The organism is Oceanicaulis sp. (assembly GCF_965284345.1).
Classification (GTDB): domain Bacteria; phylum Pseudomonadota; class Alphaproteobacteria; order Caulobacterales; family Maricaulaceae; genus Oceanicaulis; species Oceanicaulis alexandrii_A.
In genome coordinates this window covers 1,355,507-1,370,548 of the sequence record NZ_OZ260073.1, presented here as the reverse complement: position 1 = coordinate 1,370,548, position 15,042 = coordinate 1,355,507, and the positions used below count along the sequence as shown (strand labels likewise).

Here is a 15,042-nt window from a genome sequence, read left to right as displayed (position 1 = left end):
GTCAGTTACTTTGCGCGTTCCACTCGCAGTCGCCATGGAGAAGACGCATAGCACGACGTCCGCATGCCGCGCCCCCGCCTAAGAAAGAAGGGCCGCGCATCAACAGAGAAATCCGCGTACCGCGGGTTCTGTTAATTGATGAATCTGGGGAAAAACAAGGTGAAATGCCAATTGACGCAGCGCTTGAAGCCGCGTCAGAGGTTGGTCTTGACCTTGTAGAAGTTTCGCCGAACGCCAACCCGCCGGTCTGCAAGATCGTCGATTACGGCAAGCTCAAATACCAAGAGCAAAAGAAAAAGGCTGAAGCTCGAAAGAAACAGAAGACCCAGGACGTCAAGGAAATCAAAATGCGTCCGAACATCGACATTCACGATTACCAGGTCAAAACCAAAGCCATGACCCGGTTCTTCGAGGATGGCGACAAGGTCAAAGTCACCCTGCGGTTCCGGGGTCGCGAAATGGCGCACCAGGAACGCGGCATGGATGTGATGAACCGCGTCAAGGCGGACTTCAACGAGGTCGCCAAGGTCGAGTTCGAACCCAAGCTTGAAGGCCGTCAGATGATTATGGTGATGGCTCCGCGCTAGCGTTGACGGACGTTTCGCCGCATCCCGGCTTCTAAAAAACCCTATCGCGTTGAGCGGTAGGGTTTTTTCATGCGCCGTTCAGATTCCATCCTCACAATAGGGCTTGCGATTGTTTGAAAAGGGTTGGCCGAACAAGGTTCGATCTGGCCCTTTAAACCTAGCCTGCTTAAGATGAGCGAAGAATCCGCAGCCTGCTGCGGGGGAATATGGGGGACGACATCATGATGAAATCTGCAACGCTGACGGCCGGTGTTTTTGCGGCGGCGCTTTTCGCCGGACCGACGGCTCTGGCTCAGGACTTTACTGAGCCGCCTTCCTTTGGTCGGGTGACCTTGAGCGCTGGCTTCACGCCGGATCCTTATGTGCGCAATCTGACGGCGGGCGGTTCGATCCGCGCCCAGGACCGGTTTTCTGATTGCCGTGGCTATATTGCGAATGCGCCGGACTTTTCGGTCAATTATACGTCCGGCTCCTTTCCGCTGATCTTCACGGCGGATTCCGATGCAGACACCACGCTGGTGATCAATGGGCCTGACGGCCGCTGGTATTGCGATGATGACGGCGCCGAGAGCCCGCTTAATCCGCTGGTGCGTTTCTCAAACCCGTCCTCAGGCCGCTATGATGTCTGGGTGGGCACGTATACGAGCGGCTCTGGCATGCCTGCGACCTTGTTCGTTTCTGAAGTCGGCGAATTCACCCGCGACAGCGTCGGCGGGGGCTCGGGCGGCTATGATTATGGCGGCGGCCTGGATATCTCTCTGGCTGCGCGTTTTGCTGACATCACCCTCAATGGCGGCTTCCTGCCCGATCCTTATCAGCTGCGCCTGACGGCGGGCGGTTCGGTCTCGGTCAGCGATGCGCTGGAATATGGCAGCGGGTCCTGCCGCGGTTATGTCACGCGCGAACCCAGCGTCGAGCTCGATTATAACGGCTATGGCTCTCTGTACATCTATACGGACGGGGATGCGGACACGACGCTCGCGATCAATGGCCCGGATGGACAATGGTACTGCTCTGACGATGAGATCGACACGGATGCCGGGATCGAGTTCAACAACTCCACACGGGGCGTTTATGACATCTATGTGGGCACCTATTCACAGGGTGACCGTCAGACCACGCTGATGATTTCCGAGATTGAAATGGGCTACCGCCCGTCCCGGAAGTAAGGGTTGCGCTGACGAGCCTCGGGCTCGTCAGCGTTTCGCCGCTTTGATGGGGGAGCCGTCAGGGCCAGGAGGATTGCACCGAACCGAAAGGGTCTTGAGATGCGCTATAGTCTGATTGCCGCCGTTGCAGCTGTCGGCATGATCGCCGTACCCGCACACGCTCAGAATGTTTCCTTGAGTCCCACATACGGCACCCTTGCGCTCAATAGCGGATTCTCACCGGATCCTTATGTGGTCAGCCTGGAGGCTGGCGGTTCTATTGCCGCCTCCAATATCGGATGCACGGGCTATATCGCCAATGCGCCTGACCTGCGGCTCAATTACCGCGCGGGCGAGGGGTTGCCGCTGATCATTTCGGTCAGTTCGGAGGCGGATACGACGCTGGTGATCAACACCCCGAACGGCGGCTGGGCCTGCAATGATGATGGCGGCGACGGTTCCAACCCCTCGATCCGCTTCAACGCGCCCCAGTCGGGGCAATACGACATCTGGGTCGGGACTTATTCCAGTGGCGGCATTCGTCCGGCGGATCTGCACATCTCAGAGCTGTACAGCCAATAACTCCAATCAGGGCTCGGCCTGTCCGGACAGGTGACACGGTATCGCGAGCCCGGCGCCGGATCGACATGGTCTGGCCTGTTTCTCAGTCACACACTGGCTGATCTTGAGTTTTCAAAGGGGGATCACATGACTGCATCACTGAAATACGCCGCCTCCGCGGCCGTTCTGGGGCTTGCGTTGAATCTGGGCCTGGGCGCGACCGCCGCCGCCCAGTCTTTCTCAGGCGATCCGGCCTATGGCGGGCTGAGCCTGCGCGACGGTTCGGTTCAGGCCGCTGTGCGCGCCGGCGGCGCCTGGAGCGCGGACCTTCTGAGCCAAGGGTGTTATGGCTACATCACCGAAGCGCCGACGCTGACTGTGGAGTATGCAGGGGGCGAAGACCTGTATCTCTCTGCAGGCGCGGATGAAGACACGATGATGGTGGTCCGCGCGCCGAACGGCGACTTGCATTGTGATGATGACGGCGCAGGCGATCTCAACCCCGGTCTGGTGTTCGCGAAAGCCGAGCGCGGCGTGTATGAGCTCTGGCTGGGCACCTATTCCGCAGGCGTCGGCACGCCTGCCGCCCAGATTCATGCGTCCACAAGCGGTTTTGACACGACGAACCCGTTCAGCGTCTCTCCGAACGCCAGCCTGCGCGCTGACCAGGCCTTGCGCTTGCGTTCGGGCTTTCGCGATGATCCGCGTCTGATCGACGTGGTCGCGGGTGGCGAAGCGCGGCTCGAGGAGCTGGGCGATATGTGTTATGGCTATTCGGGCGAGGCCGCTGATGTGGCGCTGACCTATCGCGCGGGTTCGTTGCCGCTTTACATCGCCATGGAAAGCGAGCGCGACGGTGTTCTGGCCGTGCGCACGCCATCGGGCGAGATGCTGTGCAATGACGATGCCGTGGGCCTCAATCCCGGCGTTCATGTCGAAAATCCCGAACGGGGCGAATATCTGATCTGGACGGGTCTTCTGGGCGACCGGGGCGCGACCGCGGATGGCGTTCTGTCGATTTCCGAAATTGGCTTTCAGGGCGTCGACCGGCGTCTGGACCTGACCGAGCCGGCCTTGTTCGGGTCGCGATCGCTGCGCGCCGGCTTCGTACCGGATCCCATGGCGGTCGAGGTCCGGGCCGGCGGCCCGATCGAGGCGAACATGGCGGTGCAGGACAGCGTCGTGTCTGTGGGCTATTGCGCGGGCGACGTCACGCGCGCGCCAAGCTTCGAGCTCGAATTTGAGGCCGGAGAGGCGCCGCTCTTCATCTCGGCTGTCTCTGATGACGATACGACGCTGGTGGTCAATGGACCGGATGGCGCCTGGATGTGCGATGACGACAGCGGCGCGGGCCTCAACCCGGTCCTTGAGATCAATAATCCGCAAAGCGGCGTTTATGACATCTATGTGGGACGGTTCTACGGCGACAGCGAAACCTCCCCGGCGACGCTTTACGTCTCGGAAATCGGCGGCGGCGCGGACCCGATCAATTCGCGCGTGGATCTGAGCTTGCCAGCGATGTACGGCGATCACGATCTGGAGGCGGGCTTCGTGCCGGATCCCTACCGGATTTCAGTCCAGGCGGGCGGCCCGCTCGAGGCGAGTTCGTCGGGCATGTCCTCGGATTCGGAATGGTGCAGCGGTTCTTACACTGCCGCGCCGACGGCTGAATTGACCTGGGGCGGCGAGACCGGCCCGCTGTCGATCTATGTGGAAGGTGATCGGGATACGACCCTGGCGATCAATCTGCCCGACGGCAGCTGGCGCTGTGATGATGATAGCGGCCCGGGGCTCAACCCGGCGCTCCAGTTCGACCGTGCCCTGAGCGGTGTCTACGATATCTATGTCGGCGTGTTCAGCGGCGAGCCGGCTTCGGCGCAGCTGATGATCTCCGAGTTTGACGCGCCGAGCGATTAATCGGCGTTTCGACACGGTATAAAAGGCGCCCCGGCCCGTTCGGGGCGCCTTGCATTTTGAGCGGGGGCGCGTATAACCCCCGCTCTTACTCACCAGCCACCCCGGCTTCATCGACATGCCGGGCGGCTGAGAACGCTGGAAAGACTGGCCCTGAACGGCTGGATTTCCCCGCAGGAATGGAGAGCGAAATGTCGAAACTGAAGACCAAATCAAGCGCCAAAAAACGCTTCAAGGTCACGGCCTCTGGCAAAGTGATGGCCGGCCCGGCGGGCAAGCGCCACGGCATGATCAAGCGGACCCCGAAACAGATCCGTCAAAAGCGCGGCACCTCCGCGATGGCGGCTCCGGACGCGAAAGTCGTCAAGCGCTGTTTCATGCCGTACAACCGCTAAGGCGGAACGGCTAAGCCCACCTTTTACAAAGATTTAGGAGACAGCCCGAATGGCTCGAGTGTCCTCCGGCCCGGCCCGTCACGCCCGGAAAAAGAAAGTTCTTGATCAGGCGAAAGGCTATTACGGCCGTCGCAAAAACACCTTCCGCGTCGCCAATCAGGCGGTGGAGAAGGCTGGTCAGTACGCCTATCGCGACCGTCGCGCGAAGAAGCGCACCTTCCGCGCGCTGTGGATCCAGCGGATCAACGCGGCTGCGCGTCTGAACGACTTCACCTATGCCCGCTTTATGGACGGGCTCAACAAGGCCGGCATCGAGCTGGACCGCAAGGTTCTCGCCGATATCGCCGTGCATGAGCCCGAAGCCTTCGCCTCCCTGGTCGCTCAGGCCAAGCAGGCTCTGCAGGGCTAAGTCGGACCTTCTGGTACGACAGCTTGTGACAAGCGCCCGTCTGCAGAAGCTGCAGGCGGGCGTTTTCGCGTTTGAGATCAGGCGCGGGCCTCGCTAAACCCCTATCTGAATGATTGCTCGTCCGATCCCCGGAGTGACTAATGACCGCCTCTTCCGACCTTGATGCGCTTGAAGCGCGCCTGTCCGCCGATATTGAAGCCGCCCAGGATCTCGCCGCGCTCGATGCGCTGCGCGTGGGCGCGCTCGGCAAGAAGGGCGAAGTCTCCCTGAAAATGCGTGAGCTCGGGAAGATGAGCCCTGAAGAGCGTCAGGTCATGGGCCCGGCGCTGAACGGTCTGAAAGACCGCCTCAACACGCTTCTGGAGGCCCGCAAGGCGACGCTGGAAGATGCGGCCATGAACGCGGCGCTCGCCAGCGAGACGGTGGACGTCACCCGCCCGGTGAAGCGCGAGTCGCAAGGCTCGCTGCATCCGGTGGCGCAGGTGATGGAAGAGCTGGCGGTGATCTTCGCCGATATGGGCTTTGCTGTGGCTGAAGGCCCGGACGTGGAAGATGATTTTCATAACTTCACGGCCCTGAACTTCCCCGAGGATCACCCCGCGCGCGACACCCACGACACCTTCTTCATGAAGGCGACTGACGGCGAGACGCCGAAAGTCCTGCGCACCCATACGAGCCCGGTGCAGATCCGCACCATGCTCAACTCCAAGCCGCCGATCCGCATCATCGCGCCGGGCCGGGTCTATCGCTGTGACTGGGACCAGACCCACACGCCGATGTTTCACCAGGTCGAAGGCCTCGTTATCGACAAGGAGACCCATATGGGTCACCTCAAGGGCTGCCTGATGGATTTCGTCGCGGCGTTCTTTGAGACCGACACCGTCGAGGCGCGTTTCCGCCCGCATCACTTCCCCTTCACCGAGCCGAGCGCGGAGATGGATGTGCGCTATGAGCGCGTGGGCGATGCGGTGAAAGTGGGCTCGGGCGATAAATGGATGGAAATTCTGGGTTGCGGCATGGTCCATCCCAATGTGATCAAGTCCTGCGGTCTGGACCCCGACGAGTATCAGGGCTTCGCCTTCGGCATGGGAGTCGATCGTCTCGCCATGCTCAAATACGGCATGCCCGATCTGCGGCCCTTCTTCGAGCCTGACACCCGCTGGCTGAGCCACTATGGCTTCAGCCCGCTGCTGCAGGCGAACCTCGCCACCGGGCTGAGCTAGGACACGGGCGATGCAGCTGAATTCCAATCACCTTCAGGCAATTGGAACGCTCGCAGCGGCGATTGCGGCGCTGATTGCGCTGTTCGTGGCCTGGGATCAGGGCCGCGTCATGCGCCAGGAGATCCGTGCTTCGGTCTGGCCTGCGCTGCAACTGGACGGCTTCTCGACCCAGCGCAATGACGACATTGTTCTGGGCCTGAACATCCAGAATGCAGGGGTTGGCCCGGCCCGGCTCGATTCCATCGCCATCTTCTATCAAGGCGCGCTTGTATCTGACCTCGAGGCGCTTTCAGAGCTGTTTGCCGGCCATACCGGTCGATCCGCCACCAGCGTCACCGGCCGGATTATCGGGGCGGGTGATACGGTGGAGGTGTTCGCCTTTCAATTTCCTCGCGCTGAAGATGATGATGCTGTCGAAATCATGTACGCGCTCGCCAGTAATTACAGCGTGGATGTGTGCTATTGCTCGGTTCTGGACGAGTGCTGGATCGCGCACACAAGCGGCTCGGCCAACCCGAAACCTGAATCTGTAGACGCCTGCCCTGCTCAGGGCGTCAGCAATCTCTAACTCTCCGACCCTTTGGACCTGACCGATGAAATTCACCTATTCCTGGCTCAAAGAGCATCTGGACACCGATCTGACCCTCGACCAGCTGGACGAGGAGATGACCATGGCGGGTCTGGAGATCGAAGAGATCGAGAACCCCGCCGCCAAGCTTGAGGCGTTCTCCACCGCCTATGTGAAGGACGCCCAGCCGCACCCTGATGCGGACAAGCTGCGCATCTGCACGGTGGAAACGAAAGACGGCGAAAAACAGATCGTCTGCGGGGCGCATAATGCGCGTGCGGGCATGACCGCCATCTACGCCCCGCTGGGCGCTTATATCCCCGGCCTTGATTTCAGCCTCGACAAGAAACCGCGCAAGATCCGCGGCGTCGAGAGCTATGGCATGATGTGCTCGGCCAAGGAGATCGAGGCGGGCGAGGATCATGACGGCATCGCGGATCTGGAGGGCGACTGGCCCGTCGGCACGCCCGCCGCTGAAGCGCTGGGCGTCAATGATCCGGTCATCGACTTTGAAGTCACCCCGAACCGGCCGGACTGGCTGGGGGTGTTTGGCATAGCACGCGACCTGGCCGCCGCGGGCGGCGGCACGCTGAAAACCGGCCCGGTTCAGAAAATTCCTGGGACGTTTCCCTGCCCGGTGACGGTCAAGCTCGATTGGCCTGAAGCCTGCCCGATCTTTGCGGGCCGGGTGATCAAGGGCGTCACGAACGGGCCCTCGCCCGAATGGATGCAAAAACGCCTCAGCGCCATCGGCATTACGCCGAAAAACCTGCTAGTCGATGTGACCAATTATGTTGCGTTTGATTATGCGCGGCCGCTGCACGTCTATGATCTCGCGAAGATCGGTCCGGTGCTTCATGCCCGCAAAGGGCGCGGCGAGGCTGACGCGCATGTGGCGCTCGACGAAAAAACCTACACCCCGTCCGAAACCCATTGCGTAATCGCAGACGAGACCCGCGCGCTGGGTCTGGGTGGGATTATGGGCGGGCAATATTCAGGCTGCTCGGCGGAGACGACCGACGTCTTCATCGAGAGCGCCTGGTTTGATCCGGCGATCATCCGCAAGTCTGCGCGTGAGCTCGGGATTGAATCAGACGCAAAATACCGCTTCGAGCGCGGCGTGGACCCGGAAAGTCCTGTGGACGGCATTGAGCTGGCCACGGCGCTGATCCTTGAATACGGCGGCGGCGAAGCCTCTGAAGTCACGGTGTCCGGGGAATCCCCGGCGCGACCGGACGACATCCAGTTCGACCCCTCCCGCATCAAGCGGCTTCTGGGTCTGGAGCTCTCTGAAGACCGGATTGAAGAGATCCTAGTCTCTCTGGGCTTTGGCGTGACGCGCGGCGAGCGCTGGACGGTCAGCGTGCCGAGCTGGCGTCGCGATTGCTCGCATCAGGCGGATTTGATCGAGGATGTGGCCCGCATCGCCGGGTATGACAACCTGCCGGTCGTCTCCTTCCGTCGCCCCGAGGGCGAACGGTTCGAGGCGCCCGCCACCGAGCTGCAAAACCGGGTGCGCGCGGCGCGCCGCGCGGCGGCCAATCGCGGCTATCGCGAAGCCATCACCTGGTCGTTCTGCCGCACTGATCAGGCCGATCTGTTCGGCGGTGTGGGCGAAGGTCTGGCGCTGGAGAATCCAATCAGCACGGAACTGGACGTGATGCGGCCCTCCGCCCTGATCCATCTTCTGACCAGCGTTCAGAAAAGCGCGGATCGCGGCTTTGATGATGCACGCTATTTCGAAGCGGGTCCCATCTATCTCAATGACAGCCCGACCGGTCAGCAGACTGTGGTGACCGGCGTGCGCCGCGTGGTCGCTGCGCGCGATTGGCGGGGGAGCGGCGCGCCGGACGTGTTTGACATCAAGGCGGACGCTCTGGCGGCGCTGGAAGCCGCGGGCGCCCCGGTTGAGAAGCTGCAAGTGACCGCGGATGCACGCGATCATTGGCACCCGGGCCGGTCAGGCGTTCTGCGTCTGGGCCCGAAAGTGTTGGCCGAATTTGGTGAAATTCACCCCAAAACGCTCAAGGCGCTGGATGTGGATGGCCGGGTGCTGGCGTTCGAGGTCTTCCTGAACGCGATCCCGTCCGCCAAGAAAAAAGCCCTCAAGGCGCGCCCGGCGCTGGAACTCTCAGGCCTGATGGCGGTGAAGCGCGATTTCGCCTTCCTGATGGAAGCCTCCGCCCCAGCCGCCGAACTGGTCAAGGCCGTCAAAGGCGCGGAGAAGCAGCTCATCACCGATGTGGCGTTGTTTGACGTCTATCAAGGTCAGGGCGTGCCTGAAGGCCAGGTCTCGCTGGCGCTGGAAGTGACGATCCAGCCAAGCGACAAGACCCTGACGGATAAAGAGATCGAGGCGATCAGCGCCAAGGTCATCGCCAACGCTCAGAAAGCGGGCGCCAGCTTGCGCGGCTGAAGACAAGACAACGCCCCGGAGGCTTGAGGTCTCCGGGGCGTTCTTGCCGCCCTGCCCATGCACTAAGCGTTAGACCGTCAGATTTACGCCGCTGCGGGCGATATCCTGCGGCGTCACCGCGCCATCCAGATTGTTATCGAGGGGCTGGTTGACCGGCTGGGCGCGCTGGGGATCGGGCGCGACGTCATTGAGCCGGTCAGCGGTTGCAAGGTTGGGATCGGTGCGGCTGATGCCGTCATCGCGGGTGGAGAGCCCGCTATCGGCGCGTGCGAACCGCGTTTCAAACTGGGTGTTTGGCGTCGTCACTTCCGCTTCGGCATCATTGACCGTATCGCTGTCAGGACGCGCTGAACTCAGTCCTGACGCATTATCGTCATTGTCGGCCTCAGCGGTATCAACCGCCGTCTCAGCGGCGGCGTTGCGCGGGTCAGCACGGTTCACGGCGCTCGATTGCTCCAGGGCTTCAGTGGTGGGATTGATCGCCTCAGACGCCCGGGCCGCCGGGTTCACCCCAGCATCAGTGGCGTCGTTCTGAGCGGGCGCTGTGTCATTGCGCGGTGAGCGCGCCTCAGCCTCGACTGGTCGAGCGGCTTGCGCCTGATCGTCCTGCGGGCGGACGTCTTCAGTGACGGTCCGGGTTTCAACCGTTTGCGTCTCTACGCGGCGCGTATCACGCGCGTCATCGGCGTTCCGAGCCTCTGCGGCGCGGGCCTGGCGCTCAGCGGTTTCCGTCTCGCGCGCACGGGTCAGCGTGTCGGAAAGCGCGTCCTCTCGAGTTTCATTGACGGCCGGGGTCGCTGTCGGGGCCTCACGCGTCGCGTCTTGGGTGGGCGAGGCGGCCGGACGATCCTGATCAGGACGGTTTTGCACGCGCGCTTCCTGGGCTTGCAGCAGCGCAGCGTTGGTGGAGGCGTCCAGTCTGTCCCCCACGGCCTGTCCGAACCCTTCTGCGGCGGCGGAGCGGGTCTGGCGGTCGTCGCCAGCGCGGTTCTGATCGGCGGCGGATCGCTCAACGGGCGGGACCGCAGCCGCATCGCGTGCGCTGGTCGAGTTGATCAGGGCGGGCTCGGAGTCTCGGGGCGGGGTTCGATATAAATCAGCGAGATATCCCGCACCGCCTGCAATGTCAGCGACCATGACGCACCTCTGCACAGCTGGGTTCACTGGGCAGCATACAGTTTTTGCGATTCAAAGGTTCCCCTGACAGGGGATAGTGCTTTCTGAATTCTTAACGGCGCTCAGCAAAAAGCCCCGAAGCATCAGCTCCGGGGCTTTCCTGTTCGGCGATGAAGCGGTGAGCCTAGCCTTCGCTCTCGGCGTCCTCGTCCATCAGCTCTTCCATCAGGAAGGTGTATTCGAGCGCCAGGCGGCGCGCGCTTTCCTGAAGGTTGGCGGCGGCGGAATGACCCCCCTCCATGTTCTCATAATAGAGAACATCCTGATCCATCTCGTTGAGGAGATAGGCCAGTTTGCGGGCATGGCCGGGATGCACCCGGTCATCCTTGGTGGAGGTCAGAAGGAACATTGGCGGATAATCGACGCCGGTCTCCACATTGTGGAAGGGCGAGATCGAACGCAGGAAGGCGCGCTCTTCGGCGTTCTCGTCGGGGAAGCCGTACTCGTCCTGCCAGCTGGCGCCTGCCAAAAGCGTGTGGAAGCGCAGCATGTCCAGAAGCGGCACCTGGCTGATCACCGCGCCCCAGAGATCGGGACGCTGGGTGTACATCACGCCGGTCAGCAGACCGCCATTGGAGCCGCCCTGAACCGCAAGGTGATCAGACGTGGTCACACCGTCATCAATCAGGTCTTCAGCCACCGCAATCAGGTCGTCATAGATGCGCTGACGGTTGGTGCGCAGACCCGCCTGGTGCCAGGCCGGACCGAACTCGCCGCCGCCGCGAATGTTCGCCAGCACATAGGTGCCGCCGTTTTCCAGCCACATCCGGCCCCGGGTGCCCGAATAGGACGGGGTCAGGCTGACCTGGAAGCCGCCATAGGCGTAAAGCAGGGTCGGCTGCGGGCCTTCCACGCCTTCAGCATGGACGATGAAATAGGGGATCATCGTGCCGTCGGTGCTCTCCGCCTGGCGCTGTTCGACCACAAGGCCTTCAGCCTCAAACCAGGACGGGGCCGCTTTGGCCGGATCCAGTTGCAGGTCGGCGGACAGGCGATAAAGCGCTTCAGGCTCCAGGAAGCCCTCCACATTCACATAGGCGAGGTCAGAGTGATCATCGGTGGTGACGATGGAGATCGAGGCGTTCTGAGGCGTCTCGACGCTTTCGCTGGTCCAGCCGCTGTCAGAGCGTGTGAAGGCTTCCAGACCGCCCACCACATTGTCATTGATCACCATCAAAAGATGGTTCGCCGTGGTGGCGACGCTGCCGATGGATTGGCGTTCGTTAGGCGTGAACACGACTTCGACAGCCGGCAGCTCGCCGGTCTCGACGAATTCGCCCATGTCAAAGCTCAGGATCGAGCCGGTGGGATAGGTCTCGCCGCCCTCAACCGGGGTCCAGTCTTCTTCAACGGAGAAGACCAGCTGGCCGTCAAACAGGGTTTGCGGATTGGATTTACGCGGCAGCGGCATCTGGACCGGCTCGCCGGTCGCGCCGTCGGGCAGGTAGTAATAGATGCTTTCAAAGAAGCTGGCGGCCTGAATGGCCATCATATAGGCCGTGCCGTCCGCCTGTTCGAAGCGAGCGGGCCAGACGCCCACATTGTCCTCGGCGCCGGAGATGACCACTTCGGCGCTTTCGATCGGCGTGCCGCGGCTCCAGCGTTTCACCACAAACGGATAGCCCGACTGGGTGGCTTCCGCCGGATCGAGCGCGGTGGCGATCAGCAGCGTGTCTTCGTCAATCCAGGCGGTCGAGCCCTTGGTCTCGTCGATGATGAAGCCGTCTTCGATGAATTCGCGGGTCTCCATGTTGAACTCGCGGCGCACCGCTGCGTCAGACCCGCCGTCAGACAGGGTGATCATGCAGCGCGTGTAATCGGGCGCCAGGCAATCCGCGCCGCGCCAGACCCAGTTATGGCCCTCGGCTTCACCAAGCGCGTCGAGATCAAGCACCACATCCCATTCAGGGTTTTCTGTGGCGTAGCTTTCAACGCTGGTCTTGCGCCACAGGCCTTTGACGTGATCAGCGTCCTGCCAGAAATTCCACAATTCGCCATTGCGCACGCCCACATAGGGGATGCGATCGGTGGATTGCAGAACCTCGAGCGCTTGATTGTAAAGCGTGTCATAGCGCGGATCGGAGGTGAGGCGGTCGAGCGATTGCGCGTTCATCTCGGTGGCGAAGGCGAGGGCGCGTTCGCCTTCAACCTCTTCAAGCCATTCAAGGCTTTCGGTTTCGGCCTGGATGGCGGCGTTCAGCTCGGCGCCCGGCAGATCGGCGGTGTCTGTCACGCCGGACTCCTCAGTATCAGTCATGTTGGTTTCTTCGGACGGCGAACAGGCCGCGAGCGCCAGAACGGCGGCGGCGGCGGACAGGTGAAAACCCCAGCGGCGCATCATGCTCTCCCCTTGTTGAGCGACTGCGCGCATTCAACAGGGCGTTGGCCTCCGGGTCAAAGTGATACTGTATTACAGGTGGATTATCTTGCGGGAACGAGGTGAGAGGCGTATCGGTGCGAACATGACAGCTTACGCCATGAACGGGGCGGGAAACGCCTTCATCGTCATTGATCGCCGCCTTGCGGCCGGTCCGTCCGCCTATAGCGCCCAGGATATCGCGGCGATGCTGGCGGTGCATGCTTTTGACCAACTCATTGTCCTCGACCCGTCCGATGACGCCGACGCCGATTTGCGGGTCTGGAACAGCGATGGCGGCGAGGTGGGCGCGTGCGGCAACGGCACGCGGGCGGCGGCCTGGTTGTTGTTTGAAGACGGCGCGAAGCCTCATCTCCGTTTCACCTCGGCGGGCGGGCTGATGTCAGCACAACGCTTGGCCAATGGTGCGGCGGAAGTGGATCTGGGGCCGGCGCGGCTCGACTGGCGTCAGATTCCGCTGTCGCTCCCCATGGATACGGTGCGGCTCGATTTTGGCGTCAATCTGCCCGGCGGCGGACGGTTGGAAGGCCCTGGCGCGGTCTCCATGGGCAATCCCCATGTGGTGTTCGCGGTGGAGGATCTCGTGAGCCTGCCCATCACCGAGATCGGCCCGGACATCGAGCATGATCCGCTGTTTCCTGAACGCGTGAATTCAGGCTTCGCCCAAGTGCGCGATCGCGACGATATACGGCTGAAAGTGTTTGAACGCGGCGCCGGGCTCACGCTCGCTTGCGGGACGGGCGCTTGCGCAGCGCTGGTCGGGTTGCATCGTCAGGGGCTTGTCGATCGTGAAGCGCTGATTGAGGCGGATGGCGGTAAATTGCCTGTGCGCTGGGACAGCGAGGGCCATGTGCATCTCTCCGGTCCGGTGGTGCTGGAGCGCGTGCTGGAGTTGCGGGGCGTTTGATCCTTTTCCTCTCAACCCTGTCATCCCCCGCTTCATGCAGGGGATCCATGCCAGTTGGTTTGATCACAGGTCACGGCATGGATTCACCAGATGAACCGGCGAATGACACTCTGAGCGGGTGAAACATGACCTGTTCGCCTTGGTGCGCGTCCCTCTCCCCTTCTTGATGCGGGTATAGATACATTTGGAGGAAAAGTGCATGGATGAGCGGTCAGTGTCATGATGCGACACGGATGGTGCGAGAGGCGCATTAACAATTTTGCCTTCGATCGCAGATATGACGACCTTCACGCTCTCTTCGCTTATGCAAACCTGTCCCCCGCACCATTTCGAACGTACGGGAAATGACGTTCATTATATATTTGATCTAATTAGATAAATAATATTGACCGATTACCGGCCAAACATTGTTGCTTTGCACAACAAATCAAATCCTGACAAAAAAATCTCTGAAACTTGCAATTTTTTTCTAAAGATCACTGGACGGATTAACAAATAAGACCATTTCATGGCGCGCTGTGATGCACGAGGCATCGCATTCAATAAAACCGGGACTTTACTCGGATTGTGCTGGGAGAAATCCAAATGGAAACTATTACGGCAGGCCAGTATTATCTGGTCTACAATGCGTTGTCTTTCACCATAGCGACTATGGCGGCGGCGACACTTTTTTTCTGGATCGGTCGTTCACAAGTCGCGCCAGCATACAAGACTGCACTCACGATCACAGGCTTGGTGACGTTCATCGCGGGCTATCACTATTTCCGCATGTTCGAGAGCTGGAGTGACGCTTACACAGTCACCAATGGCGTCGTTGAGGTGACCGGGGCCCGGTTCGTTGCAGAATATCGTTATGTCGACTGGCTTCTGACGGTGCCTCTGCTGCTCATCGAGCTGATTTTGGTGATGCGCCTGACCCGGTCTGAAACTGTCTCGAAATCCATCACGCTTGGCGGCGCCGCCGCCTTGATGATTGTACTGGGTTATCCAGGCGAAGTTTCAGGCGGCATTGACGGCACGCGCTTCCTGTGGGGCGCATTGTCGATGATCCCGTTCCTCTACATCGTCTACACGTTGTTCGTCGGGCTGTCGAAAGCCATTGAATCACAGCCTGCCAGCGTACGCGGCTTGGTGAGCCTGGCTCGCTATGTGACTGTGTTCTCATGGTTCTTCTACCCGATTGTGTACTTTGCGCCGTTCGTTTTGCCGGTTGACGGCGGTGGCGCGACCACAATCATCGAAGTGGGTTACACAATCGCCGATATCGTGGCTAAAGCGGGCTTTGGCGTGCTGATCTTCCTGATCGCCGTACGCAAGTCTGAAGAAGAGACTGTAGCCGCTTAACCTGGGTTGGAGGCGCT

General features: G+C 61.1%; 13 protein-coding genes. 11 read left to right on the top strand and 2 right to left on the bottom strand.

The features are described 5' to 3' along the window. Positions 1-47 precede the first annotated feature (47 nt). The 9 genes from infC to pheT all read left to right on the top strand — a co-directional run bounded on the left by infC (position 48) and on the right by pheT (position 9,221). A complete protein-coding gene (infC, locus tag ACQ66J_RS06815) occupies positions 48-587 on the top strand; it encodes a translation initiation factor IF-3 (protein WP_040705371.1) in 540 nt (179 codons plus the stop codon). Between the two features lie 221 nt (positions 588-808). Continuing rightward, positions 809-1,756, top strand: coding sequence for a peptidase (locus tag ACQ66J_RS06810; RefSeq protein WP_375547860.1), 948 nt, complete (start codon positions 809-811; stop codon positions 1,754-1,756). Positions 1,757-1,855: 99 nt separating this feature from the next. Then, positions 1,856-2,317 (top strand): peptidase S1, encoded by a 462-nt coding sequence (locus tag ACQ66J_RS06805; RefSeq protein WP_430431018.1) that lies wholly within the window; start codon positions 1,856-1,858, stop codon positions 2,315-2,317. Between the two features lie 126 nt (positions 2,318-2,443). Next, the gene (locus ACQ66J_RS06800; RefSeq protein ID WP_430431017.1) at positions 2,444-4,213 is read left to right on the top strand and encodes a hypothetical protein; all 1,770 of its coding nucleotides are present in this window, start codon (positions 2,444-2,446) and stop codon (positions 4,211-4,213) included. Positions 4,214-4,401: 188 nt separating this feature from the next. Then, positions 4,402-4,605, top strand: a complete 204-nt coding sequence (gene rpmI / locus ACQ66J_RS06795; protein ID WP_375547863.1) for a 50S ribosomal protein L35 — start codon at positions 4,402-4,404, stop codon at positions 4,603-4,605. 49 nt (positions 4,606-4,654) lie between these two features. Then, the gene (rplT, locus tag ACQ66J_RS06790; protein WP_022700890.1) at positions 4,655-5,014 is read left to right on the top strand and encodes a 50S ribosomal protein L20; all 360 of its coding nucleotides are present in this window, start codon (positions 4,655-4,657) and stop codon (positions 5,012-5,014) included. 140 nt (positions 5,015-5,154) lie between these two features. Continuing rightward, on the top strand, positions 5,155-6,237 hold the full coding sequence (gene pheS / locus ACQ66J_RS06785; protein WP_430431016.1) for a phenylalanine--tRNA ligase subunit alpha: 1,083 nt from the start codon (positions 5,155-5,157) through the stop codon (positions 6,235-6,237). A 10-nt stretch (positions 6,238-6,247) separates the two neighbouring features. Continuing rightward, entirely contained in the window at positions 6,248-6,805 is a 558-nt protein-coding gene (locus ACQ66J_RS06780; protein ID WP_430431015.1) for a hypothetical protein, read from the top strand. Positions 6,806-6,830: 25 nt separating this feature from the next. Continuing rightward, positions 6,831-9,221: a phenylalanine--tRNA ligase subunit beta gene (gene pheT / locus ACQ66J_RS06775; protein ID WP_430431014.1), complete on the top strand. Its 2,391-nt coding sequence runs from the start codon at positions 6,831-6,833 to the stop codon at positions 9,219-9,221. 69 nt (positions 9,222-9,290) lie between these two features. Here the strand turns inward: pheT and ACQ66J_RS06770 are convergent, their stop codons facing one another. Both ACQ66J_RS06770 and ACQ66J_RS06765 read right to left on the bottom strand, forming a co-directional pair. After that, positions 9,291-10,358 (bottom strand): hypothetical protein, encoded by a 1,068-nt coding sequence (locus ACQ66J_RS06770; protein ID WP_375547868.1) that lies wholly within the window; start codon positions 10,356-10,358, stop codon positions 9,291-9,293. A 163-nt stretch (positions 10,359-10,521) separates the two neighbouring features. Beyond that, the gene (locus ACQ66J_RS06765; RefSeq protein ID WP_430431013.1) at positions 10,522-12,738 is read right to left on the bottom strand and encodes a prolyl oligopeptidase family serine peptidase; all 2,217 of its coding nucleotides are present in this window, start codon (positions 12,736-12,738) and stop codon (positions 10,522-10,524) included. A gap of 121 nt (positions 12,739-12,859) precedes the next feature. On the opposite strand from ACQ66J_RS06765, the gene dapF reads away from it, so the two are divergent. Then, positions 12,860-13,681, top strand: a complete 822-nt coding sequence (gene dapF, locus ACQ66J_RS06760) for a diaminopimelate epimerase (protein ID WP_430431012.1) — start codon at positions 12,860-12,862, stop codon at positions 13,679-13,681. A gap of 585 nt (positions 13,682-14,266) precedes the next feature. Continuing rightward, complete coding sequence (locus ACQ66J_RS06755) at positions 14,267-15,025, top strand: bacteriorhodopsin-like (protein ID WP_430431011.1); 759 nt, start codon at positions 14,267-14,269, stop codon at positions 15,023-15,025. Positions 15,026-15,042: the final 17 nt, after the last annotated feature.

Excerpts from the sequence above, each read along its gene's own strand:
- ACQ66J_RS06800 (WP_430431017.1), top strand. The coding sequence starts at position 2,444 with ATGACTGCATCACTGAAATACGCCGCCTCCGCGGCCGTTCTGGGGCTT.
- rpmI (WP_375547863.1), top strand. The coding sequence starts at position 4,402 with ATGTCGAAACTGAAGACCAAATCAAGCGCCAAAAAACGCTTCAAGGTC.
- ACQ66J_RS06755 (WP_430431011.1), top strand. The coding sequence starts at position 14,267 with ATGGAAACTATTACGGCAGGCCAGTATTATCTGGTCTACAATGCGTTG.
- ACQ66J_RS06805 (WP_430431018.1), top strand. The coding sequence starts at position 1,856 with ATGCGCTATAGTCTGATTGCCGCCGTTGCAGCTGTCGGCATGATCGCC.
- pheT (WP_430431014.1), top strand. The coding sequence starts at position 6,831 with ATGAAATTCACCTATTCCTGGCTCAAAGAGCATCTGGACACCGATCTG.
- rplT (WP_022700890.1), top strand. The coding sequence starts at position 4,655 with ATGGCTCGAGTGTCCTCCGGCCCGGCCCGTCACGCCCGGAAAAAGAAA.
- ACQ66J_RS06780 (WP_430431015.1), top strand. The coding sequence starts at position 6,248 with ATGCAGCTGAATTCCAATCACCTTCAGGCAATTGGAACGCTCGCAGCG.
- ACQ66J_RS06770 (WP_375547868.1), bottom strand. The coding sequence starts at position 10,358 with ATGGTCGCTGACATTGCAGGCGGTGCGGGATATCTCGCTGATTTATAT.
- pheS (WP_430431016.1), top strand. The coding sequence starts at position 5,155 with ATGACCGCCTCTTCCGACCTTGATGCGCTTGAAGCGCGCCTGTCCGCC.
- ACQ66J_RS06765 (WP_430431013.1), bottom strand. The coding sequence starts at position 12,738 with ATGATGCGCCGCTGGGGTTTTCACCTGTCCGCCGCCGCCGCCGTTCTG.
- ACQ66J_RS06810 (WP_375547860.1), top strand. The coding sequence starts at position 809 with ATGATGAAATCTGCAACGCTGACGGCCGGTGTTTTTGCGGCGGCGCTT.
- dapF (WP_430431012.1), top strand. The coding sequence starts at position 12,860 with ATGACAGCTTACGCCATGAACGGGGCGGGAAACGCCTTCATCGTCATT.